Below are 25280 nucleotides of genomic sequence, written 5' to 3' on the forward strand. Positions count from 1 at the left end.
GGCCGCAAGCGGGCGGCCGCGGCTTACACCCGCAGCGCCCGCTCCTCGATCTCGATCGGCTGGCGCGCCCGCGCCACAAACAGCGCCATACACAGGGCCGCTGCGGAACAGCACAGCATTCCCAGAGCGATCGGCACCAGTGTGCCGGTATGCACCGCGTTCACCGCACCCCCCAGCACCCCACCGAAGATAAACAGCGAAGCGCCGTAGAGCGCGTTGGCGGTACCGCTGATCCTGGGGAAAAACTCCAGATAGCAGGCCGCCGAATTGGGGGTGATGATGCCGATGGCACCCATCGCCATCACCAGCGGAACCATCCACGCCAGCAACACCTGCTCCTGACCAAAATATAAAGTGCTTGCCAGCAGCAGTGCGCAGGAAACCAGCTGCAGCGCCATACCCGCCAGCAGAATCTGGCGGGGCTCGAATACCTTCAGCAGGCGGATATTCAGCTGCACCATCAACACCAGCCCCAGCACACAGCTGCCAAACAGCATGGGGAAGGTGGCGGAAGATACCCCGAAGTGCTCCATAAACACGAAGGGTGCGGTGGTGATGTAGATAAACATACTGCCACTGATCAGCGCCTGCCCGAACAGAAATCCCAGTGCACGGGGGGTGCGGAAGATCTGCGCATAGCCTTTGAGCATGCTGCGGCGGGATTCCCGCTGGCGGCGCGCGCGGCGGAACTTGGATACCGTCTCCGGCAGCACCCCGCGCACCAGGATCATCATTAGCAGGCCGTACACCAGCAGGAAGATAAAGATCGCATGCCAGTCACCAAAAGTGAGCAGGGTCGCGCCGATTGCCGGCGCCGCCATGGGGGCAATCAGCATCATGGTGGCGATCATCGACATGATCCGCGCCGCGTCGCGGCCGTGGTACAGGTCGCGCACGATGGCGCCGCAGATCACCGTGGCAAAACCGCCGCCCAGTGCCTGGCAAAAGCGCAGCGCCACCAGCAGCTCCACGGTGTTGGCAAACAGGATCAGCGCCGAGCTGACGATAAAGATGGCGAGCCCGATAGTGCCTGTAACGATGCGCCCCCAACGGTCCGACAGTGGCCCACCAATCAACTGGCCCACGGCGAACCCCAGCAGATAACTGGATACCGAGTGCTGTACCTGCGCCACCTCTACCCCCAGCGCCATGGCCATGGCGGGAATTGCCGGGAGGTAGGTATCGATGGCAAATGGCGTCAGCGCCACCAATGCGGCGAGACAGGGAGCGAGCCAGCGCGGCGGCTTGCCTTCGGCGTCGAAAAAATTCGGGGGCATAAAACCTTGGGTATAAAGCGGGTGAAAAGTCACCCGGGTACATCACTGGGTTGGCGCTGGCCTTAGCACAGGCAGCGGCGGGCGGGGGCATGGTAGCCGCCTCGGCCTGTGGTTTCCATGACAGTGGCGTTTATTTTGTGGATACAGGCGGTCAGTGGTTTACTGGGTCGGGTCGAACATCAGTTCATCGCCGAGATACAGGCTCTGCCAGCGCGGGGGGCGCAGATTGAACTGACCGCCCGAAAGCTTTTGTTGCAGCTCCGCGAACGAAAGCTCTGTATTGCGCCTGCTGCTGGAAACCGGTCGCCATCCTTGTTGCCCGGACGTGTGCGCTTTAATGTGCAACCAGTGGTTGCCATCGCTGCGCGACCCGTGGATAAACAACAGGTACTCGGGTTTCCCGTCCCCATCCAGATCCTGAACCAGCCACAGGCAGTTTTGCTGTTCTGCCTGGCAGAGCCGGCTATCCCGCTGTAACTGGGCAGCATCCGGGGGAGGCGGCGCCCCCTCGGGCAGTATCGGAATCTCGCGCATTTCCCGTTCCCTGGCTTCTACCTGTAGCGGGTTTTCACGCAGCGCCCAGACGGGATCTTTTTTCTCCAGCAGCTGTTCGATGTACGCTGCGACTTTCTTATCCTGCTTGACGACCGATAGCGACTGCAGCGCCTGAAGCGACTCCAGTCCCGGTCGCCCCAGTTTGTTACGTAGAAAGTAGAAATCGAAATCCGCCAGCGCCACCCGTCCATCCGCCAGTCGCGCCACCTGGCTGTCGGCGCTGATGCGCCAGAAGTTGGCCAGCGGTGACTGGGTTACCAGGCAAATCGCCAGCACCCACAGTGCCAGCCCGGTATTGATCCGCCGCAACCGCTCCGCCCAGTGACCGCGCCAGCGCAGGATGGAGAGGCTGTAACTCAGTGCCAGCAGCGCCAGGGTGAGTGTGACCACTCCGCCCCACAGCCGCTCCGGCGTCCAGCCGTACTGCTGGACCCGCAGGGTTACACCATAGAGCGCAAAAACGGTGTAAAACGGCGCCAGCACCAGCGCCAGTAAAAGTACCCGATTGATCCACCCGGGGTAGCGGGCGAACGGGAACTCGTCCTGGATCACACCGTTGGTAAAGAACAGCAGCAGTGCCACCAGCCACAGCAGCAGTGCACTGCCGCGGCCGGTATCCCAGATAGGCTGCAGGCCGGTAAAAGGCAGGGTGGCGAGAAATACGATGGTGAGAACCGCCAGTAACGGCAACAGCGCCACCAGCATGGTACGCAGCAGGCGCTTGAGCGTGAGAACAAAGCTCTGCTGAGCGCGGAACAGAATGGCGCCGCAACCGGCGACCAGCCAGGTGACCGGATAAAAGAACCAGTCTTGTTCAAACAGCTGCTCGAAGAACGCCACGCCCACCAGTTTGAACAGGGCCTGCCACAGGATCAGGATCAGCCAGAAGATACCGGTAAACACCAGAGTGAGACCGGTAGTCAGGGCAATATCCCAGGAGTAATGGAACAGTGCCGGATAACTGGGGCGGCGCAGCCGCTCTGTGCCACTGGCACGTAACAGAAAAGCGACGATAAAGGTCGCAATCCCGACAGCGATGCAAAAATCGTGGGGCCAGCCGCACTGGATCGTATCTGCAGGAGTGCATTGGTACCCCCGGTAGCTGGCCAGCAGGGCGAGCACGGCGCTATAGCCCGCAATTACCCACCAGTAACCCCGCGCCAGGCGTGGTGTGACGGTGACAATCACCAGCGGTGGCATGGCAATAGCGACGGTGTAACAGAGGAACTGCCACACCGGCGACCAGTGGTTTACGGCATCGAAAAATTTGAGCGCATAGAGCGCGAACCCCTGGCACAGGGCCGCGACCACAATCAGGCGCTTTTCCGGGAGACCGAGACCCTGTTGTTCGTCGAAGGTTTCCGTAGGTTGGTCGCTGCTTCCGTGCATTTCCCGTCCTGTTTAGTGCTTTTCCTCACGCAGGTTGTACAGACCTTTTTTCAGCTTCAGCAGGTGCTCCTGGAGCTGTGGTCCCTTGCGTTGGGCGACGCCGATGGCGAGTACATCGATCACCACCAGGTGAGCGATACGGGAGGAGAGTGGTGTGTACAGCTCGATATCTTCTTCCACGTCCACTTCCAGTGGGATACTGGACTGGCGTGTCATCGGTGAACCGCTGGGTCCGAGGCCGATCACGATAGCGCCCTGTGCCTTGGCCATTTCCATGGAGCGCAGCAACGAGGAGGTGCGCCCGCTCTGGGAGATGGCGACCACCACATCGCCGGGCTGCATGCTCATGGCCGACATACTCTGCATATGGTGATCGGAGTGGGCGGCGGTGGCCATCTGCAGGCGGAAGAATTTGTGCTGGGCGTCGGCCGCGACAGCACCTGAGGCGCCAAAACCGAAGAATTCCACCCGCTTGGCGGCGGCGATGGCGGAAACGGCGGCCTCCAGGGCGCGACCGTCAATCTTGTCACGCACGTTGAGCAGGGTGTCGACGGTGGAGTCGAACACCTTGCGTTTGTATTCGGCGATGGTGTCGGTTTCGGTAACGGCAATCTGGCCGAAGCTGGGGCTGGAAGCGAGCTGCTGGGCCAGGTTGAGCTTGAATTCCTGGAAGCCGGAACAGCCGACGGCGCGGCAGAAGCGCACCACGGTGGGCTCGCTCACCTGGGCTTCGGTGGCGAGATCGACGATCCGCATATGAATGATTTCGCCGGGATTGGCGAGGATATATTCCGCAACCTTGCGCTCAGATTTGCGCATGGAACTCAGCTGTTCGCTGATCTTCTGCGTGACTTCCGCTGGCTTCACGACAACACCTTCTCTGGTTCAAGCTGTGCAGTTTAGCGGCATGGCTCGGTGCTGGCGAGTGTTGGTGCCACGTCGCCTGATGCTAAGGGGCTGATACCGGGTATAGCTTTGCGAGACCGTCTGCGGCCAGGACGGCCGCAGCCGAGCCCCCAGGGATGGGTTTACGGCGTGTCTCGCAAAGCTATACCCGGTAGCAGGCCCGCCACTGTGGTAGAACCTAGCAGACCACAAAACCCTGTTTATATACCCAGTTCTCCGCCTACCCCTGATACAATCCGCCCCATGGACGTATCTGAACTCTTAGACCCCCTCAACGACCCCCAGCGCGAAGCCGTCGCGGCGCCGCCGGGCAATCAACTGGTTCTGGCCGGCGCCGGCTCGGGTAAGACCCGTGTGCTGGTGCACCGTATCGCCTGGCTGATGCAGGTGGAGGGGGCGTCGCCCTACTCCATTATGGCAGTGACCTTTACCAACAAGGCCGCGCGGGAGATGCGCGGGCGTATCGAGGAACTGCTGGGGGTGAACACCTTCGGCATGTGGGTAGGAACCTTCCACGGTCTTGCCCACCGCCTGCTGCGCGCCCACTGGGCCGAAGCGAAGCTGCCGCAAAACTTCCAGATTCTCGATTCTGATGACCAGCTGCGCCTGATCAAGCGGGTGCAGAACGAGCTGGGGCTGGATGAGAAGAAGTGGTCGCCGCGTGAGACCCAGTGGTGGATCGGTGCACAGAAGGATGAAGGCATTCGCCCGCAGTATATCCAGCTCACCGGAGACCCCTGGCTGCAGACCATGGTGCGGATATACAGCGCCTATGAAGAGGCCTGTCAGCGTGCCGGCGTGGTGGATTTCGGCGAGCTGCTGTTGCGCGCCCACGAACTGCTGCGGGATAACGACGGCATACTCGCCCATTACCGCCGCCGTTTCCCCCATATCCTCGTCGACGAGTTCCAGGATACCAACACCATTCAATACGCCTGGCTGCGCCTGCTGGCCGGCGACCAGTGCACGATCACCGCGGTGGGTGACGACGACCAATCCATTTACGGCTGGCGCGGTGCCAAGATCGAGAATATCCAGCACTTCGAAGCCGACCTGAAAGACGTGCAGACGGTGCGCCTGGAGCAGAACTACCGCTCCACCAGCACCATCCTGAACGCCGCCAACGCGGTGATCGCCCACAATACCGGCCGCCTCGGCAAGGAGCTGTGGACCGAGGGCGACAAGGGCGAGCCGATTGCGCTCTACTCCGCCTACAACGAACAGGATGAGGCACGCTTTATCGTCGAGCGTATCCAGGACTGGGTGCGCGATGGCAACCGTCGCGACAGCATCGCCATTCTGTACCGCTCCAACGCCCAGTCGCGGGTGCTGGAAGAAGGCCTGCTGCGCGAGCAGGTGCCCTACCGCATCTACGGCGGCCAGCGCTTCTACGAGCGCATGGAAATCAAGAACGCGCTTTCCTATATGCGTCTGATCACCAACCGCCACGACGACACCGCTTTCGAGCGGGTGGTGAATACCCCCACTCGAGGCATCGGCGCGCGCACTGTGGATATGGTGCGCCAGTTCGCCCGCGAACACGGCTGCTCCATGTGGGACGCCGCGGCAAAGATGCTGCAACAGAAAGTCCTCGCCGCACGCGCCGGCAACGCCCTGGCCAACTTCTTGAGCCTGATCGATGCACTGGACGAAGAGAGCACCGATAAAACCCTCGATCATATCGCCGAGCTGGCCATCGAGCAGACCGGCCTGATCGAATTCCACGGCAAGGAAAAGGGCGAGAAAGGCCAGACCCGCGTGGAGAACTTGCAGGAACTGGTCAGTGCCTGTCGCGGCTTCGACGGCATACCCACCGTGGACGCCGATGGCGAGGCGGTAGACGAGGAAGAGATTCCACTGATCAACCAGTTCCTCGACAGCGCCGCGCTGGATGCCGGCGAAGGTCAGGCGGACGAGTTTGAAGACGCGGTGCAGCTGATGACCCTCCATTCGGCCAAAGGTTTAGAGTTCCCGCTGGTGTTTATGGCCGGTGTGGAGGAAAACCTGTTTCCGCACAAGATGTCTGCGCAGGAGCCCGGGCGCATGGAAGAGGAGCGCCGCCTCTGTTACGTGGGCATTACCCGTGCCATGAAGAAACTGTATATCACCTACGCGGAAAGCCGCCGCCTGTTCGGCAGCGAGACCTACAACAAGCCGTCCCGGTTTGTGAGCGAAATTCCGGTGGAATATATTCACGAGGTGCGGCTGAAAACCGAAGTCTCCAAACCCCTGTTTCAGCCCAACTATGGCAAGTTCGGCGGTGGTGTCGGCCAGTTCTCCGACCCGGCCCCGGAGTTCGACGACGACCTGCCCCCGCTCGCCCTCGGCGGCCGCGTCGACCACGCAAAATTCGGTGAAGGTACCGTGGTGCAGTTCGAGGGCAGCGGCCCCCGCGCAAGAGTGCAGGTCAACTTCGACGACGCCGGGGCCAAATGGCTGGTAGTATCCATGGCCAAACTACAGCCCCTGTAATTACGATCGACAACGGTATATTTACGCAACAACGTCATCCCGGACTTGATCCGGGATCCAGAAACCACAGAACCGGCAGCAACCTCAAATACCCTGCCATTCCCGCTGGATCCCGGGCCAGGTTCGGGGTGACGCAATAAAACGAAAAATAAAAATCAAACGGACATGAAAAAAATAAACTGGTATCCACCCGTTATCCTCGGCCTGCTCGCCCTGCTGGTGCTCACCTTCGGTACCCTGGTGATCTCCCGCTCCGATCAGGTTCAGACCGTCACCTCTATCGAAGACTCTCACCTGAAAAATTCGGGCCAGCAAACCTTCGAGTGGAAACTCGTCACCACCTGGCCCAAAAATTTCCCCGGTCTCGGCAGTGCCCCGGAGCGCTTCGCGAACAATGTCGAAACGATGTCCAACGGCCGCCTGAAAATAAAAGTCTTCGGCGCCGGCGAATTGGTCCCGGCCATGGGGGTATTCGGTGCGGTGTCCAGTGGCGCCGCCCAGGTCGGTCACGGTGCCGCCTATTACTGGAAAGGAAAGATCCCCGCAGCCCAGTTTTTTACTGCGGTACCTTTTGGGCTGAACGCCCAGGAAATGAATGGTTGGCTGCACTATGGCGGCGGGCTGGAATTGTGGGAAGAGCTCTACGCACCGTTTGACCTGATTCCCATGGCCGGCGGCTCCACCGGTGTGCAGATGGCGGGCTGGTTCAATAAGGAAATTAATTCCGTCGACGACCTCAAAGGTCTCAAGATGCGCATCCCCGGACTCGGTGGCGAGGTGTTGAACCGTGCTGGCGGCACCGCCGTCACCATCCCCGGTGGTGAACTCTATACCGCGCTGCAGACCGGCGTGATCGACGCCACCGAATGGGTCGGACCGTACAATGATCTCGCGTTCGGTTTCCACCAGATCGCCCAATACTACTACTACCCCGGCTGGCACGAGCCCGGCTCAATCCTCGAGATCATCATCAACAAAACCGCTTTCGAGAAATTGCCCGCAGACCTGCAGGCCATCGTGCGCACCGCCGCCCGCGACGCCAATCAGGATATGCTCGACGAATACACCGCACGCAATAATCGGGCCCTGAAAGAGCTGATGGAAGAACATGGGGTGGAATTGCGAAAACTGCCGGATGATGTCATTGCCCATCTGAAGAAAATCAATCTGGACATCATGCAGGAAACTGCCGCGAAAGATCCGCAGTTCAGCCGCATATACAAAGCCTTCCGGGAGTTTGAATCACAAGTGATTCCGTACCACCGAATCAGTGAAGAAGCCTATTACAATACCCGGAACAGAGTGCCGGAATAATACTCCGCCTTTCCATCGCTTTTCCCCCAAGCGTGCCGACTAAAATCTACATCGCCATAATCTTCAGTCGGCACGTTATCCCCTCGTTCTCACCGTGTTAAGCCCACCTATTAATCCATCAGGTGGTACTATGGTTCATGTTTTGGAAATTGACTCTGACACCATTTTATATTTTTGACATTGGTCAGTGGGCTATTAGTATGCAGCAATAGTCGGCGCACACGGATTGGTTAAAGCCGATCCGAGTTACAGGTTATTACGATAATGTTACGCAATTTATTTCTGTGCGTTTTGTTGGTTTGTATTTCAGGGACAGCATCGCCTATGTCTATTTTTGATGCGGGGAAGGTTTGCACGTTTTCGCCTATATCCGGTGTGATTCTTTTCGAGGGAAAGCCTGCTATCGGTGCCAGAGTGATAAGGGTTACCGATTATCAGAGTAAAAATCAGGATGAAGTAGTCACGGATAAAACCGGCCATTTTGAAATGCCCGGTGTCTATGCCCGGCATGTGGTGAATCTTCTTCCTCAGGAATTTGTAGTCGGTCAGCTGATTAACGTGATCTACAACGATCAGGAATACAAAATCTGGTCTGGAGTGAAGCGAAAGCGTGAAGAGAATGCGGAATCGCGCGGGAAACCACTTGTGGTGACCTGCGAGCTCACTCAGGACGATGAGGTGATCAATGTGGATCGGCAGCCATTCATTACCAAGTGTACGTGGGATGTAGAGCCTGACGCTAAAAAGGATATTTTCTAATGATAGAGTTGACTCCGGAACAGGCGGCCAGTCTGTCCAGTGAAGTATATGCCCTGACCAAATTCCCGGTTCTGCAAGATGCCATTACCCACCTGAATCATAAATACGGCGGTAACCTGTCGTTTTATGAAGAGAATATGCTGAAAGGCAAGACCGGGGGGCCGGGGTTTATCAAGGTTAGGACGGCATTCGGGTTCCTGCTTCTGGGCCAGAACAACCTGAAGGGCCACGCTTTCATTCTGTTTCGGGGTACACAATATCTGGCGGATTGGCTGACAAACCTCAACCTCACCCTGTCTGCCTCTGCGAGTGGCCAGCCGGTTCACGACGGGTTCAACAAAGCGTTCCAGTCAATGTTGCCGCAGATTTCCGTTTTCGTGAACGGGTTGCCGGCCGGTACCCGTGTCCATTGTCTGGGGCACAGTCTCGGTGGCGCGCTGGCCACGATTGCTGCGGAGTGGGTACGCAAACACACGGCGCATTTTCCAAAACTTTACTCTTTCGGAAGTCCTCGGGTGGGCTTGATCGGCTTTTCTGAGCAGTGCACCCGCCTGTTGAGTGATGACAATATCTTTCGAGCCTACCATCGCACCGATATTGTGCCCTGTATCCCCATCTGGCCCTTTGTGCACACACCCAGCACCGATCGCGATTTCTTTTTGCCTTCCCCGGGCTTGGTGCCGTGGAAAACCTACCACGATATGGCTCTTTACCAGGACTCGGTAGAAGACAAGAGCTGGGAAGCCATTCGAGCTATGCGCCCGGCTGCCCGCACCGATAGCGGCGTTGAAGCCTGGTTGCGCTCCAAGGCGGTCATCGGGCAGACAATGTCGGCCATCGAATGGCTGAACGATGCCATCATCTACGTGGTGAAAAAGTGCATGGAGTTCGCCGGTCGTGTAATCAATTTTACCGCCACCACCTATTTCACCCTGATGGATCAGTTGGCCATAGTGTTGAACAGCGGCGTCAAGCTGCTGGTTGGCTCGGTAAGTCTGGTGGCGTTGCTGGTGAAGAAAATTATGCAGTTTCTCGGCCTCAAGCCGATCGCAGAATCGGCCAGTATCACCCACGACTTTCTACGCAATCTGCTGCTGAAACTTTCATCCCGGGTTAACGAGATCAGTAAGCAGGCCCTGAGTGCGACTCTGGCTGAAGGTCGGGGTATTTAATTGACGGGGTCTGTTTCCCCAAAGAAAAAAGGGGCCTTGCGGCCCCAAAAAGAAAAGCACTGGGGATGGGTCTACGGAAGAAAATCAGTAGTCGTAGGCGTCTGCCGCAGGTTCTGATTTTTTGTCTTCCGGTTTGTCAGCCACCATCACTTCGGTGGTCAGCATCAGGCCCGCGATGGAGCCCGCGTTCTGCAGCGCAGAGCGGGTGACTTTGGCGGGATCGATGATGCCGAACTCCAGCATATCGCCGTAGTCTCCGGTCTGGGCGTTGTAGCCGAAATTGGCGCTCTCGTTAGAGCGGACCTTGTTCAGCACCACGCTACCCTCGACACCGGCGTTGGCGATGATCTGGCGGAAAGGCTCTTCCATCGCACGCAGGGCGATATTGATACCCACCTGTTGATCGTCGTTGGCACCTTTGAGGCCGTTCTTGCGCAGGCTGTCGGCAACCCGCACCAGCGTCAGACCACCGCCGGCCACAATGCCCTCTTCCACCGCTGCGCGGGTCGCGTGGAAGGCGTCGTCCACCAGGTCTTTCTTCTCCTTCATTTCCACTTCGGTGGCGGCACCGACCTTGATCACCGCAACACCGCCGGCCAGCTTGGCCACACGCTCCTGCAGTTTCTCCTTGTCGTAGTCGGACGTGGAGTTCTCGATTTCCGCGCGGATCTGTTTCACGCGGCCATCGATGGCGGTTTTGTCGCCGGCGCCATCCACGACCACGGTGTTGTCCTTGCTGATCACGACGCGCTTGGCGCTGCCCAGCTGCTCCAGCTCGACCTTCTCCAGGGTGAGGCCGACTTCTTCGGAGATGACGGTACCGCCGGTGAGAATGGCAATGTCTTCCAGCATGGCCTTGCGGCGATCGCCAAAGCCCGGCGCTTTCACCGCTGCGACCTTGATGGTGCCGCGCAGGCTGTTGACCACCAGGGTGGCGAGAGCTTCACCTTCAATATCCTCGGCAATCAGCACCAGCGGACGGCCGGCCTTGGCGACGGATTCCAGCAGCGGCACCAGGTCGCGGATATTGCTGATCTTCTTGTCGAACAGCAGGATGTAGGGGTTATCCAGCTCCGCCTGCATCTTCTCCTGGTTGGTGACGAAGTACGGCGACAGATAACCGCGATCGAACTGCATGCCTTCGACGACTTCCAGTTCGTTCTGCAGGGACTTGCCTTCCTCCACGGTGATGACACCGTCGCGGCCGACCTTCTCCATGGCTTCTGCGATGATCTTGCCGATATCCTCGTTCCAGTTGGCAGATACGGTGCCGACCTGGCCGATGGACTTGGTGTCGTCACAGGGCTTGGACAATTTCGCCAACTCTTCTACCGCGGCTTTTACCGCAGTATCGATACCGCGCTTCAGGTCCATGGGGTTCATGCCGGCGGCAATGGACTTGTGTCCCTCGCGCACCAGGGCCTGGGCCAGTACGGTGGCTGTAGTGGTGCCGTCACCGGCCACGTCGGCAGTTTTTGAGGCGACCTCCTTCACCATTTGCGCGCCCATGTTCTGGAACTTGTCCTTGAGCTCGATTTCTTTGGCTACAGATACACCATCTTTGGTCACACGCGGCGCGCCGAAGCTTTTGCTCAGCACCACATTGCGGCCCTTGGGCCCAAGAGTGGCTTTGACGGCATCGGCGAGAATGTTTACACCCGCAAGCATGCGTTCGCGGGCGTCGTCAGAAAATTTGACTACCTTGGCACTCATGCGGCTTTCTCCTGTTCGCTTTCAGTGACCTCTTCGAGCACGGCGAGGATGTCGGATTCTTTTACGATCAGATAAGTCTCGCCGTCGTGTTTGAGTTCGGTGCCGGCGTACTGCCCAAACAGCACCCGGTCTCCCACCTTGACTGCCAGCGGGCGCAGCTCGCCGTTATCCAGCTGAGCGCCACTGCCGGTGGCAATCACTTCTCCCTGGGTGGGTTTTTCAGCGGCCTTGTCCGGAATAACGATGCCACCCTTGGTGGTGGTTTCCGCGGCAAGGCGTTTCACAACCACCCGGTCGTAGAGCGGTCTGATACTCATCGGATTTCCTCCCAATAAGCATTTGGATGTTTCAATGTTAAAGGTTGGTCGCCGGGAAGGGCTTGCCCTTCCGACAATCGCGAAAATAGGAACGCTTCAACATTTTTCAAGGGGACCAAAAACGGATTTTTTAGAAAAAATTTTTATAAAAAACCGGGGTCAAAAAATAGAAGCGGGATAAAGGCAGATTTATATTTACAGAGACAGATAGAAGAAGGAGGAACTGATGCCATCCGTATCACCAACCACCTTTGAGCAGACACTGGCCGAGTTTTTTCGCGAGCGCCTGCAGGCCGGTGCCGACGATCTGGACCCTCGTCCACAGGAGGAAACTCTGTGGTATCTGGGTAGCCTACTGGCACGGTTTGGGGATAGTGATCAGGTGTTCAGTTATGACCAGGGTGAGATCTCTGTACGTCCGCTGGCGCTGCTATATCGCGATGCGGTGGAGGTCGACAGTCATTACCATCGCTGTCTGATCCTGCGGCAACTGGGTGACCTGGCTCTGTTTATGGGTGCGCTCTTTCCGGAAAACTACGCGCGTCGGGGGATCAGTCGGGATTATTTCATCGGGATGGGCGGAGGCGCTTACGACTATCTGGGTGAAAATGCCCGGCACAATCGGCGTGTTTTCAGTGAGCTGGCGGAGCGCTTTGCCCGCCTGCTGGAGTTGGTGGCGACGGTGTGTGGTCGCCACCAGGCGATGGATGCAACGGATATCCTGCAACTGTTCCAGCGCTGGCGACAAACCAATGATCCACAGCTGGCCGCCCAACTGCGTAGCCTGGGCGTGGTGTTGCCGGAATCGGGGGGAATGCACTGAGGCCGCTGACGGCCCCAATCTGAGCTGATATCTGCTGATCGCTTCAGGGCAGCGGCCGGGTCCGTCCGCGGTCGTCAATGGCGACGAATACAAACTCACCCTCAGTGACTTTCACCTGCTCGCCGGTATCTACCCGGGTCAGCCAGACTTCCACCATGGTTTTAATGGACGATCGTCCTACTTCAACCGCTTCCGCGTAACAGCTGACGGTGGATCCCACGGGTACTGGGCGCAGGAACACCATGCTGCCAACGGCGACAGTAGTGACGCGGCCGCGTGCGATGCTCTGGGCGAGGATGGCACCGGCCACGTCCATCTGTGACATCAGCCAGCCGGCAAACACGTCGCCCTGCGGGTTGGTGTCCCGAGGCATGGACTGGGTCTGGAGGGTCAGGGTACCGCTGGGTTGCGGTTCTTCATCAATGGCGGACATCGCAGGTGCTCACAAATTCTTAGATTTATTGGCCCGGCAGTGCATACGGAGTCACCTTGGCCGGGTGGCGCATTCTAGCACAATCTGGGCACTAATTAGCCAGTCCTGAGTGGGTGAATTTGCCGCCCCCCGCGGCATTTTTCGGCTGGTTCGATCGCCCGGTCATTCCATTCATCACGATGTGACATACGCCGGCAGCCAGGTCGCCAGGGCAGGCCACAGTGCCAGCAGGCACATGACCAGTAACTGGATCGCGATAAATGGCACCACACCGCGATAGATGGCGCCGGTGGCCACCTCCGCTGGCGCCACGCCGCGCAGGTAGAACAGCGCAAAACCGAACGGCGGGGTGAGGAACGAGGTCTGCAGATTCAGGGCGATCATGACACCCAGCCACACTGGGTCCAGCCCCATGGCCAGTAGTACCGGTCCGACAATGGGCACCACCACAAAGGTGATCTCGATAAAGTCGAGGATGAAGCCGAGTAAAAAGATCACCAGCATCACCAGCAAAGTGGCACCGACCACGCCCCCGGGCAGGCTTTCAAAAAAGTGGGTAACCACTTCCTCACCGCCAAAACCCCGGAATACCAGGGAGAACAGCGAAGCGCCGATCAGGATGGCGAACACCATCGCCGTGACCTGCAAAGTGCTCTGCCCCACTTCCCCGGCTCGCTCCCAGTTCAGCGCGCCGCGACCCCAGGCCAGAATGCCCGCACCGAGGGCGCCGACCGCGGCGGCTTCCGTGGGCGTGGCGGCACCGGTGATGATCGAGCCGAGTACCAGTAACATCAGCGCAATGGGTGGAAACAGGCTTTTCAGGGTCTGTAGCAGATCCACCTCTTCCGCCGCCGTGCGGCGGGTCGCTGGCTCGCGGCGGGCGATAAACAGCAGGAAGAGAATATAGGCGGCCACCAGCAAGAGCCCGGGAATGATCGCCCCCATAAACAGGTCGCCGACACTCACCGGTTTGGGATTGAAAATCCCCTGGCTCAACTGCGCCTGCTGGTAGGCGTTGGACAGGGTATCCCCCAGCAGTACCAGCGCAATGGACGGGGGAATAATCTGGCCCAGGGTGCCCGTCGCACAGATAGTACCGGTGGCCAGCTTTGGGGAGTAGCCGCGGTTCAGCATGGTGGGCAGGGACATCAGCCCCATGGTTACCACGGTGGCGCCGACAATACCGGTACTGGCGGCGAGCAGCGCCCCAACCACCACCACGGAGACCGCCATGCCCGCGGGAATCCCCGAGAAGACCCGGGCGAGATTGGTCAGCAGCTCCTCTGCGATACGCGCTCTTTCCAGCATCACACCCATCAACACAAACAGCGGCACCGCCATCAGGGTGCCGTTCTGCATAATGCCGTAGAGCCGGTCCGGGAAGGCCCGGAGCAACTCCCCATCGAAGATGCCGCCAACAATGCCGAGGCCCGCGGCCAGCAGGGCAGTGCCGCCCAGGGTAAAGGCCACCGGATAGCCGAGCATCAGCGTTGCGCATACCGCGAGGAACATCAACAGGGGGATCAGCTCGATCATGCGCCCACCTCCGAAGCCGAACCGGGGGCGGCTTCCCGCACCAGCGGGTGGAGCTGTGTCTCGGCCTGTGGACGAGCAGATGCCTGGGTGGAGGACTGTGAAAATCTGCTCTCGTCGCTGCCGGCCTCCACCTGCATCAGGGTATTCAGTGCCCGCGCAAACTGACTCAATCCCTGCACAGCGAGGGTGGCGGCGGCCAGGGGAATCAGACTTTTCAGCAGATAGACTCCCCCGAGGCCGTCGGCACTGTTGCTGGATTCGTTCACCGCCCAGCTGCTGGCGGCAAACTGCCAGCTGCCGTACCCGATAAAGGCACATAGGGGCAGCAGGAATATCAGGCAGCCCACAGCGTCTACCCAGGCCCTGCCACGGGCGGACAAGATGCGGTAGATCACATCCACGCGCACGTGGGCATTGGCCTGCATTGCGTAGGCGAGGCCCAGCATAAAGGCGGCGCCGTGGAGGTAGGTCACGGCATCCTGCAGGGCCAGAGAACCGCCATCGAACCCGTAGCGCAGAGCGACCACAAGGCTCTGGACCGCCACCATGGCCAGGGTAAACCAGCCCAAAACCCCACCGCAGCGGTGGGCAAAGCGGTCCAGAGTATCGGCGCTGCTTAGTAGAAACTTCATGGAAGGTCTCTCAAACCATCTTTTTTGTTTGTTATTAATAAGTGAGAGCGTACCTTTCGGTCAGAAATTGCGCCAGTTCCGGCTGCGGCTGTTGAGGCGACCGGATTTCAAGGGGCGGTCATAAATTGCGCCGATGACTGTAATCTGTTTGTAACTTTTCATTCATAGAATCGTCACCAGTTCGAAATAGCATGCGCGGCGTGCAGAGACTACAGACTAATTCTCGACCAATTCGCGACCATTTCTGGAGAAATCATGAACAACCGTTCTGCGAGCAAAAAAGTACTGGCTTCCGCCCTCGCGGCCCTGACCATCGCGGCGTCCAATGCTGCTCTGGCGGCGCGCGATCATATCAGCATCGTGGGTTCATCCACCGTATATCCGTTCACCACTGTGGTTGCCGAGCGCTTCAGCCGCGCCACCCAGTTCAAGACCCCAGTTGTTGAATCCACCGGTACCGGCGGCGGCATGAAGCTGTTCTGTCAGGGTGTGGGCGAGAGCACCGCGGATATCACCGGCGCTTCCCGTCGCATCAAACAGTCCGAACTGGACATGTGCAACGACAATGGCGTGGACGTGGTGGAAGTACAGATCGGTTTCGACGGCATCGTGCTGGCCAATGCCAAGACGTCCGCGCCATTCGAGCTGACCCGCAAGGACATCTTCCTGGCCCTGGCCAAAGACGTGCCGAACCCGGACGGTTCCGAGACTCTGGTTGCCAACCCCTACAAGACCTGGAAAGACGTAAACCCGACCCTGCCGGCGACCAAAATTGAAGTACTGGGCCCGCCCCCGACTTCCGGTACCCGCGACGCCTTTGCCGAACTGGCAATGGAAGGTGGCTGCAAGAAGTTCGACTGGATCGCGGCCAAGAAGTCTTCCGACAAAAATGCCTACAAGGCCATCTGCCACAACGTGCGTGAAGACGGCGCCTACGTGGAAGCCGGTGAGAACGACAACCTGATCGTGAACAAGCTGGTTGCCAGCCCTGATGCACTCGGTATTTTCGGTTTCAGTTTCCTCGACCAGAACGCGGACAAGGTGCGGGGATCCGTGATCGAAGGTCAGGAACCGACGTTCGAGTCCATCGCCGACAACAGCTACCCGGTTTCCCGCCCGCTGTTCGTGTATGTAAAGAAAGCACACGTGGACGTGGTCCCCGGGATCAAACAATTCCTGGCCGAGCTCACCAACGAGCGCGCCTGGGGTGAAGAAGGTTACCTTGCCGACAAGGGTATGATCTCTCTGCCCGATGCACAGCGTCAGCAAGTGGCCACCAATGTGCGCAAGCTGAACGCGCTGACCAACCTGGCAGCAAAATAAAGCTAAGCCAGACAGGTAGACGGAATTACCGGCCGAGTCCCTTTACCAAATGGGGGCTTGGCCGTTTACGTATATGCGCCATTGCTGAATCTCATGGAATTACGGCCACAACTACGGATAATGGCCGGCGTTTTACTTCATCACAGATAACCGAGCGAATCGATGCAGACCCCCACTCTCTTCGCCCTGCTGTTGTTGCTGGTATTGGTGGCCTACGGTACCGGCTTCAGCCGCGCCATCGCCACCGCTCGCAGCCGCGGTGGTGTACGCAGTCTCGCCTCCCTGCCCAATTATTACGGGGTGCACACCGCCCTCTGGTGCGGCCTGCCGGCCCTGGTCATTCTGGGCTTATGGATGCTGTTCGACGACGCGATTATTCGCACCCTGGTGCTGGGTGGTATTGCCGACAAGCCGGAAACCATCTCCGGCCAGAACCTGCTGTACGCGCAGATCCAGAACCTGGCCGCGGGTAACCTTATTGGCGCAACTACGCCACAGATTCAGGCAGCGGCAGATCATCTGGTCAGCCTGCGGCAAAGTGGCCGCTGGATGCAGACCACAATCACCCTGATCCTGGCGGCCGGCCTGGGTGTCTACACCCTACTGCGTATTTCTCCGGAGCTGCGCGCCCGTGAGAAAGTGGAAAAAGTTCTGCGGATAATCCTGCTGGCCTGCGCCTGCGCCGCGATCTTTACCACCGTCGGCATTCTGATGTCGGTGCTATTTGAATCCCTGCGTTTCTTCCAGTCGGTACCGGTGACCGAATTCCTGTTCGGCCTGCACTGGAGCCCGCAGATGGCACTGCGCTCGGACCAGGTCGGCTCCAGCGGCGCCTTCGGTGCGGTGCCCCTGTTTACCGGTACCCTGATGGTATCTGCCATCGCCATGTTTGTGGCGGTGCCGGTGGGACTGATGTCCGCCATCTATCTCGCCGAATACGCCGGCAACAAGGTGCGCGCATTTGCCAAGCCCCTGATCGAGATTCTCGCCGGCGTACCCACCGTGGTATACGGCTTCTTCGCCGCCCTCACAGTGGCACCCTTCGTGCGCGAAGTGGCCCAGTCCATGGGAATGGAAGCCTCCAGTGAAAGTGCCCTGGCCGCCGGCCTGGTGATGGGGGTGATGATTATTCCGTTCGTGTCGTCGCTCTCTGACGACGTGATCAACGCGGTACCTCAGTCCCTGCGTGACGGCGCCCTGGGACTCGGCTCCACCAAATCGGAAACCGTGCGCAAGGTGGTGATTCCGGCTGCACTGCCCGGCATTGTCGGCGGCGTGCTGCTGGCGGTATCCCGCGCGATCGGCGAGACCATGATTGTGGTGATGGCCGCGGGTCTGGCTGCCAACCTCACCGCCAACCCGCTGGAGTCGGTGACCACAGTAACGGTGCAGATCGTGACCCTGCTGGTGGGCGACCAGGAATTTGACAGTCCCAAGACCCTCGCCGCGTTTGCCCTCGGCCTGATGCTGTTTATCAGCACCCTGATTCTGAACTTTATCGCCCTGCACGTAGTGAAAAAATACCGGGAACAGTATGACTGATCTGACTCAATCCAACTTGACCCAGAAGCAGGTCCGCGAGCGCATCGAAGCGCGGCTCGCCAGCCGTCACCGCAAGGAAAAAATCTTCCGCGGGTTTGGTATCGCGAGCATCGCCTTTGGCGTGCTGGCGGTACTGGTGCTGTTCACCGATATCATCAGCAAGGGCAGCAGTGCCTTTGTACAGACGGATATCCAGCTGCAGGTGACCTACGACCCGGCCGCCCTCGGCATCGAAACCGTGGACGAGGAAAGCCTGGCCTGGGCCAACTTTGATGCGGTGATTCGCAACGCCCTGCGCGAGCGCTTCCCGGAAGTGACCGGCCGTCGCGACAAGCGCGAGCTCTACTCGCTGGTGTCCAACGGTGCCGGCTTTGAACTGCGCGAGCGTTTGCAGGAAAACCCGCAGCTGCTGGGCAAAACTGAAACCCTGTGGTTTAACGCCGATGACGATGTGGACACCTATGTAAAAAGCCTGTCCAAAACCAAAGAGGGTTTCCTCGGCCGTACCTCCGAGCAGAAAGCGCAATGGATTCTGGCACTACGCGAAAGCGGTGAGCTGGAAAAGCGCTTCAACACCACCTTCTTTACCAACGGTGACTCCCGCGAGCCGGAACAGGCGGGTATCCGCGCGGCTTTGGTCGGCTCACTGTTCACCCTGCTGGTGACCCTGACATTGTCATTCCCCATCGGTGTGGCCGCGGCCATCTACCTGGAGGAATTCGCGCCGAAGAACCGCTGGACCGATCTGATCGAGGTGAATATCAACAACCTCGCCGCGGTACCGTCCATCGTGTTCGGTTTGCTGGGCCTGGCGATCTTTATCAACTTCTTCGAACTGCCGCGCTCGGCGCCGCTGGTGGGCGGCTTGGTGCTGACGTTGATGACGTTGCCGACGATCATTATTTCCAGCCGCGCCTCGCTCAAGTCCGTGCCGCCGTCCATTCGTGAAGCAGCCATGGGCATGGGTGCGTCGCGCATGCAGGTGGTGCTGCACCATGTATTGCCGCTGGCCATGCCCGGCATGCTCACCGGTGCGATTATCGGTATGGCTCAGGCCCTGGGTGAGACCGCACCGCTGCTGATGATCGGTATGGTGGCGTTTATTGTCGATGTGCCCCACGGCATCACCGACCCGTCCACCGTATTGCCGGTACAGATTTTCCTGTGGGCCGACAGCCCCGAGCGCGCCTTCGTGGAGCGCACCTCCGCCGCGATCATGGTACTGCTGGCAGTCCTGATCACCATGAACACCTGCGCAGTGTGGCTGCGTAAAAAACTTGAGCGCCGCTGGTAACTCGCCCCGTTACCTGTGAATGCTAAGATAGCGAATCGAGAAAGAGCCATGAGTACCATGACCCTGAACGCCGGCGAAGCTGTACCGGCGCAGAAAGAAGCCACCCAACCGGTAGCGGAGCAGACAGAAGTGAAAAGCAGAGCGGCTAATCCAAATAGCCAAGTGGACGGTACCGTCGGATCGCCGTTTTGCGACGACGCCAAGCTGCGCATGCGCAATGTGAACGTGTTTTACGGCGAGACCCAGGCGATTCACGATGTGAGCCTGGATATCGGCCGCAACCAGGTGGTGGCCATGATCGGTCCTTCCGGCTGCGGTAAATCCACCTTCCTGCGCTGTCTCAACCGCATGAACGACACCATCGAGGGCTGTCGCGTGGAAGGCGAACTGAGCCTGGACGGCGAAGCCATCTACGGCCCCAAGGTGGACGTGGTTCCCCTGCGCGCCCGTGTCGGTATGGTGTTCCAGAAGCCGAATCCCTTCCCCAAATCCATTTACGACAACGTCGCCTACGGCCCCAAGATTCACGGCATCGCCAGCCGCCGCGCGGAACTGGATGAAATCGTGGAAAACAGCCTGCGTCGCGCCGGCCTGTGGAACGAAGTGAAGGATCGCCTGGACAAGCCCGGCACCGGCCTTTCCGGTGGTCAGCAGCAGCGCCTGTGTATCGCCCGCGCCATCGCCGTGAGCCCGGAAGTCATCCTGATGGACGAGCCCTGTTCCGCGCTGGACCCGATTGCCACCGCCCGCATCGAGGAGCTGATCGACGAACTGCGAGAGAACTACACCATCGCCATCGTTACCCACTCCATGCAGCAGGCCGCGCGGGTCAGCCAGCGCACCGCCTACTTCCACCTGGGAAAACTGGTGGAAGTGAATGACACCGAGACCGTGTTCACCAATCCCGAACACGATCTCACCGAAGCCTACATTACCGGCCGTTTCGGCTAAGGTTGGGGGGAGCCCACACAAAGTTATGGAAATGCATTTCGATCAACACATCTCCCGCCAGTTCAACGAAGACCTTGAAAGCCTCAAGACGGAAATGCTGGAAATGGGTGGCCTGGTCACCCGCCAGGTAGCCGATGCCGTAGAAGCCCTCGCCAACGCCGACAGCGAACTGGCGGAAAAGGTTTTGCAGGTGGAAGAGGAAATCGACCGCTGCGAAATGGAAGTAGACGAGCACGCGACCCTGATCATCGCCAAACGCCAGCCGGCCGCCTCCGACCTGCGCATGGTGATGTCGGTTATCCGCATCGCCCGGGATCTGGAGCGCGTCGGCGACGAGGCCAGCAAGATCGCAAAGATGGCCATCGCCCTCACCGACGAAGGCACGGCGCCCCGCGGCTACACCGAGATCCGCCATATCGCCAACGCCGTGCGCAAGATGCTGAACGACGCGTTGGACGCCTACACCCGCTTCGACGTCAAGTCCGCCATGGAAACCCTGGCCAAAGATGAGCAGGTGGACATGGACTACCGCAGCGCGATCCGCGAAATGGTCACCTATATGATGGAAGACCCGCGCAGTATTTCCCGGGTGATGAATGTGCTGTGGACCCTGCGTTCACTGGAACGCATTGGCGATCACGCGAAGAATATCTGCGAACAGGTGGTGTACCTGGTTAAAGGTGCCGATATTCGCCACGGTAATGAAAAGAATATGCGCTAGTGGCCCGTGCGAACCGTTACACAACTTCCCGCATGGGCCACTAGAGTCCCCCCGATTTATTCATCGGCAGAGTTCGGATAAGTTGAGTTTCCATGGTTTTTATTTTTACAAAGGGCTGCAGTTGCAGCCCTTTTTCCATTTCAGTGTTTCGTACCAGTTTTAATTGAGAATTAGTTACCGATAAAAATATACTGTTTTGGTAATGCCAATATACAGCGAGAAAACTCTTTGGCAGGCCGAAGCTCCCCTCACGGCGCATATTCTGTAAATTTCTCTCTTTAAATACTATTCAGCTTTGGTTCAGTTGTCCCCAAGCAAAATACGCCTGCGACTGTAGCTAAACTACCGGAATCAAACTGTATTTGAGACGCACGTCGCAATTAATTCTTTCGTTGCACTTAAATTTTCCTGCACTTAGAATCCGCGCCGAATTTGTCCGGGACCCAGAAGAGGGTCGAACGGATGAGTTGGATGGGTACGAAAGTACAGATGTAAATTAAACAGGGAACGCTTCTATGAAGTTCAAGTTTGCAGCACTGCCTCTGATGCTGGCCTCTGCGGTTGCCTCCGCGGATCAATATAATTCTTTTACCGATGTTGATTACACTTCCGCTGACTACGGAAATTTTGAAACTGATACACTGAGCTTCGGATCTCAGTACTATTTCGGCGCCCTGGAAACTCTGGGTCCACGCAAGGAATTCAACTACATCCTGCCGGTTTCCAATATCTATGGCGGCTTTCGTTACACAGATTATGATGGCGGCGATAGCGATAGCCTGCAGCTTGGTGGCGAATACTACACCGGACAGTGGAAAGTGTTTGGTGAGCTTGAAGATCTAAACTCCACTAACGTATACAGTGCCGGAGCTGGCTTTCTGTTCACTCCAAATCTGCTTGCCGAGGTAGAAGCTCAGAAAGTCGAAGACTCTGACACCGTGCTGTTTTTCCGCGGCAAGTACAATCACCAACTGAGCGGAACCGACTACATCGGCTTTACCGCTGAAGTGGATGATGAGTTTGACTACCGCAGCGTTTCTTCCAAATACTTCACCGCACTGGCCGGTGGTCAGTATCTGACGGCAGGGTTGTCTTTGACTGACAGCGATGACGCTGACGTCTACTGGGGGGGTAATGTTGAGTTTTACTTCAATAAAGACACCTCAGTGGGTGCTGCTTACGCGGAAAATGAAACTTACCAATTCAATGCAACTCACTTCTTTAACCGCAATGTGGCTGGTAAAGTCTCTTATACTTCAAATCGCGACGATGACGATCTGGATATCTTCAGCCTGGGCGTAACCGTTCAGCTGTAATTTCCTTCCGGAAAATCAAGCACAAAAAAGCGGGCGAAGAAATTCGCCCGCTTTTTTTATTTTAGAAATAGAGATGCTTACCCCTGGCTACCCAGCGCCTGCATCCGCGCCTGCGCCTTGGTGCCAATATCTCCGCTGTCCTGTGCGGCAATCTGGTACTGGCTCAGGGCATTCTTGGTGTTGCCCTGTTTTTCGTAAACCTGCCCCAGGTAGTAGTGCGCATGGGGGGTATCCAGATAGCTGGTGGAGCGCTGCAGGTCCCTCTCGGCGGCGGTGTAATTATTCAGCTGCGCGTTCAGCATGCCGCGCATCAGCCAATTGGAAAATAGCGTCGGATTTTTCTGCACCGCGGTTTCATAGGATTGCAGTGCTGACTGGTACTGCTTTTTCTGCGCCAGCAGATCCCCTTCCAATGCGAAGAATGCGGCTTCTTTTGGTTGCTGCTTCTGCGCTTGGCGCGCCAGCATCAGAGCGCGGTCATAATCCTTTTTCTGTGCCGCAGCCACTGCCGCGTCATAGCTCTTGTAAGCATCGGCATCTTTCTTGAGCTGCGCGATCGCACGCTGGTATTCATTGCGGTTGGTCACACCGCCGCCGAGGTTTTTTGCGTGCTGGATATTCGCATCGACACGGGATTGTGATGGCGGATGGCTGGCGAAAAGCGCATCCAGGCCACTCGCCTGTTTGCCCTCAGACAACGCGACGAATTTTTGCTGCAGACGCACCGCACCCTGCGGGTCGTAGCCGGCGGCGGCCATGTATTTCATGCCGTACTCATCGGACTCCAGCTCGTTATCGCGGCCGTACTTGGCAATATAGGCGGAGCCCCCGAACTGGCTACCCAGAGAAATCAGATCGCCGTAGGCGGTGTTTTCAGTGGTGGCACCCAGGATTGCAATGCCCGCGCCGAGAATCTGCTGTTGAGACATTGCGGTGGCGGAGTGACGGGCGGCGGCGTGCACGATTTCGTGGCCGAGAACTGCTGCGAGCTCCGCCTCGTCTTCCAGCAACACCAGCAGGCCGCGATTGATGGCGATCTTGCCACCGGGCAGCGCCCAGGCGTTGGGCACCGAGTTGTTCAGAACCACGAACTCGTAAGGCAAATTGGGCTGGTCGGACACTCTGGCCAGCTTTTGGCCCACACGGCTTACGTAGCTTTGTAGTGCGGGATCGACCAGATATTCACCACCCTGGGTCTGCTGGGCTTTGGGGTATTGCTGTTCACCGAGGGCTACTTCCTGGCTCTGGGACATCAGCGACAGCTCCTTCTTGCCGGTAACCGGATTGACCGAACAGCCAAAGATGGAGGCGGTCAAAGAGGCGGCGGTGGCGGTGGCCAGGAGGCGCTTGGTGAATGAACGCGGAAACATGATCCTCTCCCTGTATAATGCGGTTCGCACAATATTGTACACAGTCCGGAGAGAGAGGTTATGACGACCGCACTGCAGATTATCGAATTGTTTGCCGGTATGAATCCCGATGGAGAGCCGGTGGTAGAGCGCATGCAGGTGCGGGTCAATGAGGACGACAGCGTACAGCTGGTGCGCTCCCCGGCCTTTATCAAGGGCATCGCCAGCGGTGACACCATCAAGGTCAATCGCGACGACCCGGAAAAACCCAGTTTTGATCTGGTCAAGCGTTCCGGGAACCTGGCGGTGCGTATCTTCTGTCGCGAAGACAGCACCAGGCTCTCCGATCAACTGACCCCGCAGCTGGAAAAACTTGGCGGCGAGCTGGATCTGGAAAGCCCGCGCCTGCTGGTGTACAGCATCCATGTAAGCTGTGGCTTTGCCGAGATTGAGCAGATCCTCAACAGTGTCTGTGACGGTGCCAACAGTGTCTGGTACTACGGTAATGTGTACGATCCGGTGGATGGGCAGACGCCACTCAACTGGTGGCAGCACATTTTGAAGCCAGAATAATCCAACGCCCTCTAAATACCGTCATTCCGGCGCAGGCCGGAATCCAGCACTCCGGATTCTGGATCCCGATACCGGATCAAGTCCGGCACAGGCTCTGGACCGGAATGACGAAAATCATCAGTAGTGATTCCCTATGCTAATCGTTATCTCCCCCGCAAAAACCCTCGATTTTGACAGTGAAATTCCCGCGTTGGACACCACCCAGCCGGATTTTCTCAAGGAGTCCGCGGCGTTGATCAAGGAACTGAAGGCTCTGAGTCCGCAGGATATCTCTAGTCTGATGAAGATCTCTGACAAGCTGGGGGTACTGAACTACGATCGTTTCCACAGCTGGAAGCGTCCGTTCACGGATAAAAACGCCCGCCCTGCCCTCCTCGCCTTCAAAGGCGATGTGTATACCGGGCTGGAAGCGGAGACCATGGGCAAGCGGGATTTTGCCTTTGCACAAAAACACCTGCGTATGCTCTCGGGCCTCTACGGCCTGCTGCGCCCGCTGGACCTGATGCAGCCCTATCGGCTGGAGATGGGCACAAAGTTTGCCAATAGCGGCGGCAAGAATCTGTATGAATTCTGGGATGGCAAGATCACTGCGGCGCTGAATGAACAGTTACAGGTGCTCAAGAGCAAAGAGCTGGTGAACCTGGCCTCCAACGAGTACTTCAAATCGGTGCAGAAAAAAGCGCTGCAGGGGGAGATCTTCACCCCGCATTTCAAGGACTGGAAAAACGGCCAATACAAGATGATCAGTTTCTTCGCCAAAAAAGCCCGCGGTATGATGAGCCGCTGGGCCATCGACAACCGGGTGAAGAAGGCTGAACAACTGAAAGATTTCGATGTCGCCGGTTACTATTTCAGTGAAGAACACTCCAAGGGCAATGACTGGGTGTTTCTGCGCGATGAACAGCCCGCCTGA

Annotated in this window: 22 protein-coding genes; 13 read left to right on the forward strand and 9 right to left on the reverse strand. The window is 58.1% G+C overall.

The features are described 5' to 3' along the window. Positions 1-23 precede the first annotated feature (23 nt). From AAFH99_RS02860 to hexR, 3 genes are all read right to left on the reverse strand, one after another. Positions 24-1277: a multidrug effflux MFS transporter gene (locus AAFH99_RS02860; protein WP_406828599.1), complete on the reverse strand. Its 1254-nt coding sequence runs from the start codon at positions 1275-1277 to the stop codon at positions 24-26. 159 nt (positions 1278-1436) lie between these two features. Further along, positions 1437-3221, reverse strand: coding sequence for a DUF4153 domain-containing protein (locus AAFH99_RS02865; protein ID WP_406828600.1), 1785 nt, complete (start codon positions 3219-3221; stop codon positions 1437-1439). Between the two features lie 12 nt (positions 3222-3233). Then, positions 3234-4088: a transcriptional regulator HexR gene (gene hexR / locus AAFH99_RS02870; RefSeq protein ID WP_043319894.1), complete on the reverse strand. Its 855-nt coding sequence runs from the start codon at positions 4086-4088 to the stop codon at positions 3234-3236. A gap of 282 nt (positions 4089-4370) precedes the next feature. On the opposite strand from hexR, the gene uvrD reads away from it, so the two are divergent. From uvrD to AAFH99_RS02890, 4 genes are all read left to right on the forward strand, one after another. Continuing rightward, positions 4371-6599, forward strand: coding sequence for a DNA helicase II (gene uvrD / locus AAFH99_RS02875; RefSeq protein WP_406828601.1), 2229 nt, complete (start codon positions 4371-4373; stop codon positions 6597-6599). Positions 6600-6764: 165 nt separating this feature from the next. Then, positions 6765-7913: a TRAP transporter substrate-binding protein gene (locus tag AAFH99_RS02880; RefSeq protein ID WP_406828602.1), complete on the forward strand. Its 1149-nt coding sequence runs from the start codon at positions 6765-6767 to the stop codon at positions 7911-7913. Positions 7914-8237: 324 nt separating this feature from the next. Then, on the forward strand, positions 8238-8672 hold the full coding sequence (locus tag AAFH99_RS02885) for a DUF6795 domain-containing protein (protein WP_051687260.1): 435 nt from the start codon (positions 8238-8240) through the stop codon (positions 8670-8672). Beyond that, on the forward strand, positions 8672-9844 hold the full coding sequence (locus AAFH99_RS02890; protein WP_406828603.1) for a lipase family protein: 1173 nt from the start codon (positions 8672-8674) through the stop codon (positions 9842-9844). Before AAFH99_RS02885 ends, AAFH99_RS02890 begins: the two co-directional genes overlap by 1 nt. Before the next feature lie 84 nt (positions 9845-9928). Here the strand turns inward: AAFH99_RS02890 and groL are convergent, their stop codons facing one another. Next, positions 9929-11557 (reverse strand): chaperonin GroEL, encoded by a 1629-nt coding sequence (gene groL, locus AAFH99_RS02895; RefSeq protein WP_043319899.1) that lies wholly within the window; start codon positions 11555-11557, stop codon positions 9929-9931. Then, positions 11554-11874: a co-chaperone GroES gene (gene groES / locus AAFH99_RS02900; protein ID WP_043319900.1), complete on the reverse strand. Its 321-nt coding sequence runs from the start codon at positions 11872-11874 to the stop codon at positions 11554-11556. The genes groL and groES overlap by 4 nt, the downstream gene beginning before the upstream one ends. 226 nt (positions 11875-12100) lie before the next feature. Here groES and AAFH99_RS02905 point away from each other — a divergent pair, with 226 nt between their 5' ends. After that, positions 12101-12697 (forward strand): hypothetical protein, encoded by a 597-nt coding sequence (locus AAFH99_RS02905; protein ID WP_043319901.1) that lies wholly within the window; start codon positions 12101-12103, stop codon positions 12695-12697. Between the two features lie 43 nt (positions 12698-12740). Here AAFH99_RS02905 and AAFH99_RS02910 read toward each other — a convergent pair whose 3' ends face one another. From AAFH99_RS02910 to AAFH99_RS02920, 3 genes are all read right to left on the reverse strand, one after another. Next, complete coding sequence (locus tag AAFH99_RS02910) at positions 12741-13130, reverse strand: acyl-CoA thioesterase (RefSeq protein ID WP_043319902.1); 390 nt, start codon at positions 13128-13130, stop codon at positions 12741-12743. A 174-nt stretch (positions 13131-13304) separates the two neighbouring features. Next, positions 13305-14666, reverse strand: coding sequence for a TRAP transporter large permease subunit (locus AAFH99_RS02915; RefSeq protein WP_406828604.1), 1362 nt, complete (start codon positions 14664-14666; stop codon positions 13305-13307). Then, positions 14663-15298, reverse strand: coding sequence for a TRAP transporter small permease subunit (locus AAFH99_RS02920; RefSeq protein ID WP_406828605.1), 636 nt, complete (start codon positions 15296-15298; stop codon positions 14663-14665). Before AAFH99_RS02920 ends, AAFH99_RS02915 begins: the two co-directional genes overlap by 4 nt. 255 nt (positions 15299-15553) lie before the next feature. Here AAFH99_RS02920 and AAFH99_RS02925 point away from each other — a divergent pair, with 255 nt between their 5' ends. The 6 genes from AAFH99_RS02925 (at position 15554) to AAFH99_RS02950 (ending at position 22445) form a co-directional block, all read left to right on the forward strand. Then, the gene (locus AAFH99_RS02925) at positions 15554-16621 is read left to right on the forward strand and encodes a PstS family phosphate ABC transporter substrate-binding protein (RefSeq protein ID WP_051687261.1); all 1068 of its coding nucleotides are present in this window, start codon (positions 15554-15556) and stop codon (positions 16619-16621) included. A gap of 162 nt (positions 16622-16783) precedes the next feature. Beyond that, positions 16784-18163 carry a phosphate ABC transporter permease subunit PstC gene (gene pstC, locus AAFH99_RS02930; protein WP_406828606.1) on the forward strand — a complete coding sequence of 460 codons (1380 nt, stop codon included), beginning with the start codon at positions 16784-16786 and terminating at the stop codon, positions 18161-18163. Next, the gene (gene pstA / locus AAFH99_RS02935) at positions 18156-19457 is read left to right on the forward strand and encodes a phosphate ABC transporter permease PstA (RefSeq protein ID WP_406828607.1); all 1302 of its coding nucleotides are present in this window, start codon (positions 18156-18158) and stop codon (positions 19455-19457) included. Before pstC ends, pstA begins: the two co-directional genes overlap by 8 nt. A 210-nt stretch (positions 19458-19667) precedes the next feature. Beyond that, the gene (gene pstB, locus AAFH99_RS02940) at positions 19668-20408 is read left to right on the forward strand and encodes a phosphate ABC transporter ATP-binding protein PstB (RefSeq protein WP_255875126.1); all 741 of its coding nucleotides are present in this window, start codon (positions 19668-19670) and stop codon (positions 20406-20408) included. A gap of 25 nt (positions 20409-20433) precedes the next feature. Next, a complete protein-coding gene (gene phoU, locus AAFH99_RS02945) occupies positions 20434-21129 on the forward strand; it encodes a phosphate signaling complex protein PhoU (protein ID WP_043319908.1) in 696 nt (231 codons plus the stop codon). Positions 21130-21644: 515 nt separating this feature from the next. Then, entirely contained in the window at positions 21645-22445 is an 801-nt protein-coding gene (locus tag AAFH99_RS02950) for a putative porin (protein ID WP_406828608.1), read from the forward strand. Between the two features lie 77 nt (positions 22446-22522). Here the strand turns inward: AAFH99_RS02950 and AAFH99_RS02955 are convergent, their stop codons facing one another. Continuing rightward, positions 22523-23815 carry a M48 family metalloprotease gene (locus AAFH99_RS02955; protein ID WP_406828609.1) on the reverse strand — a complete coding sequence of 431 codons (1293 nt, stop codon included), beginning with the start codon at positions 23813-23815 and terminating at the stop codon, positions 22523-22525. A gap of 60 nt (positions 23816-23875) precedes the next feature. On the opposite strand from AAFH99_RS02955, the gene AAFH99_RS02960 reads away from it, so the two are divergent. Together AAFH99_RS02960 and yaaA are read left to right on the forward strand one after the other, a co-directional pair. Next, on the forward strand, positions 23876-24367 hold the full coding sequence (locus tag AAFH99_RS02960; RefSeq protein WP_043319911.1) for a DUF4265 domain-containing protein: 492 nt from the start codon (positions 23876-23878) through the stop codon (positions 24365-24367). Between the two features lie 133 nt (positions 24368-24500). Then, positions 24501-25280, forward strand: a complete 780-nt coding sequence (gene yaaA, locus AAFH99_RS02965) for a peroxide stress protein YaaA (protein WP_043319912.1) — start codon at positions 24501-24503, stop codon at positions 25278-25280.

Source organism: Microbulbifer sp. ARAS458-1, assembly GCF_045348205.1.
Classification (GTDB): Bacteria; Pseudomonadota; Gammaproteobacteria; order Pseudomonadales; family Cellvibrionaceae; genus Microbulbifer.

Excerpts from the sequence above, each read along its gene's own strand:
- AAFH99_RS02925 (WP_051687261.1), top strand. The coding sequence starts at position 15,554 with ATGAACAACCGTTCTGCGAGCAAAAAAGTACTGGCTTCCGCCCTCGCG.
- phoU (WP_043319908.1), top strand. The coding sequence starts at position 20,434 with ATGGAAATGCATTTCGATCAACACATCTCCCGCCAGTTCAACGAAGAC.
- groES (WP_043319900.1), bottom strand. The coding sequence starts at position 11,874 with ATGAGTATCAGACCGCTCTACGACCGGGTGGTTGTGAAACGCCTTGCC.
- pstA (WP_406828607.1), top strand. The coding sequence starts at position 18,156 with ATGACTGATCTGACTCAATCCAACTTGACCCAGAAGCAGGTCCGCGAG.
- AAFH99_RS02910 (WP_043319902.1), bottom strand. The coding sequence starts at position 13,130 with ATGTCCGCCATTGATGAAGAACCGCAACCCAGCGGTACCCTGACCCTC.
- yaaA (WP_043319912.1), top strand. The coding sequence starts at position 24,501 with ATGCTAATCGTTATCTCCCCCGCAAAAACCCTCGATTTTGACAGTGAA.
- AAFH99_RS02905 (WP_043319901.1), top strand. The coding sequence starts at position 12,101 with ATGCCATCCGTATCACCAACCACCTTTGAGCAGACACTGGCCGAGTTT.
- AAFH99_RS02865 (WP_406828600.1), bottom strand. The coding sequence starts at position 3,221 with ATGCACGGAAGCAGCGACCAACCTACGGAAACCTTCGACGAACAACAG.
- AAFH99_RS02915 (WP_406828604.1), bottom strand. The coding sequence starts at position 14,666 with ATGATCGAGCTGATCCCCCTGTTGATGTTCCTCGCGGTATGCGCAACG.
- AAFH99_RS02920 (WP_406828605.1), bottom strand. The coding sequence starts at position 15,298 with ATGAAGTTTCTACTAAGCAGCGCCGATACTCTGGACCGCTTTGCCCAC.
- AAFH99_RS02880 (WP_406828602.1), top strand. The coding sequence starts at position 6,765 with ATGAAAAAAATAAACTGGTATCCACCCGTTATCCTCGGCCTGCTCGCC.
- AAFH99_RS02860 (WP_406828599.1), bottom strand. The coding sequence starts at position 1,277 with ATGCCCCCGAATTTTTTCGACGCCGAAGGCAAGCCGCCGCGCTGGCTC.
- AAFH99_RS02885 (WP_051687260.1), top strand. The coding sequence starts at position 8,238 with ATGTCTATTTTTGATGCGGGGAAGGTTTGCACGTTTTCGCCTATATCC.
- groL (WP_043319899.1), bottom strand. The coding sequence starts at position 11,557 with ATGAGTGCCAAGGTAGTCAAATTTTCTGACGACGCCCGCGAACGCATG.
- AAFH99_RS02950 (WP_406828608.1), top strand. The coding sequence starts at position 21,645 with ATGAAGTTCAAGTTTGCAGCACTGCCTCTGATGCTGGCCTCTGCGGTT.
- pstB (WP_255875126.1), top strand. The coding sequence starts at position 19,668 with ATGCGCAATGTGAACGTGTTTTACGGCGAGACCCAGGCGATTCACGAT.
- AAFH99_RS02890 (WP_406828603.1), top strand. The coding sequence starts at position 8,672 with ATGATAGAGTTGACTCCGGAACAGGCGGCCAGTCTGTCCAGTGAAGTA.
- AAFH99_RS02955 (WP_406828609.1), bottom strand. The coding sequence starts at position 23,815 with ATGTTTCCGCGTTCATTCACCAAGCGCCTCCTGGCCACCGCCACCGCC.
- uvrD (WP_406828601.1), top strand. The coding sequence starts at position 4,371 with ATGGACGTATCTGAACTCTTAGACCCCCTCAACGACCCCCAGCGCGAA.
- pstC (WP_406828606.1), top strand. The coding sequence starts at position 16,784 with ATGCAGACCCCCACTCTCTTCGCCCTGCTGTTGTTGCTGGTATTGGTG.
- AAFH99_RS02960 (WP_043319911.1), top strand. The coding sequence starts at position 23,876 with ATGACGACCGCACTGCAGATTATCGAATTGTTTGCCGGTATGAATCCC.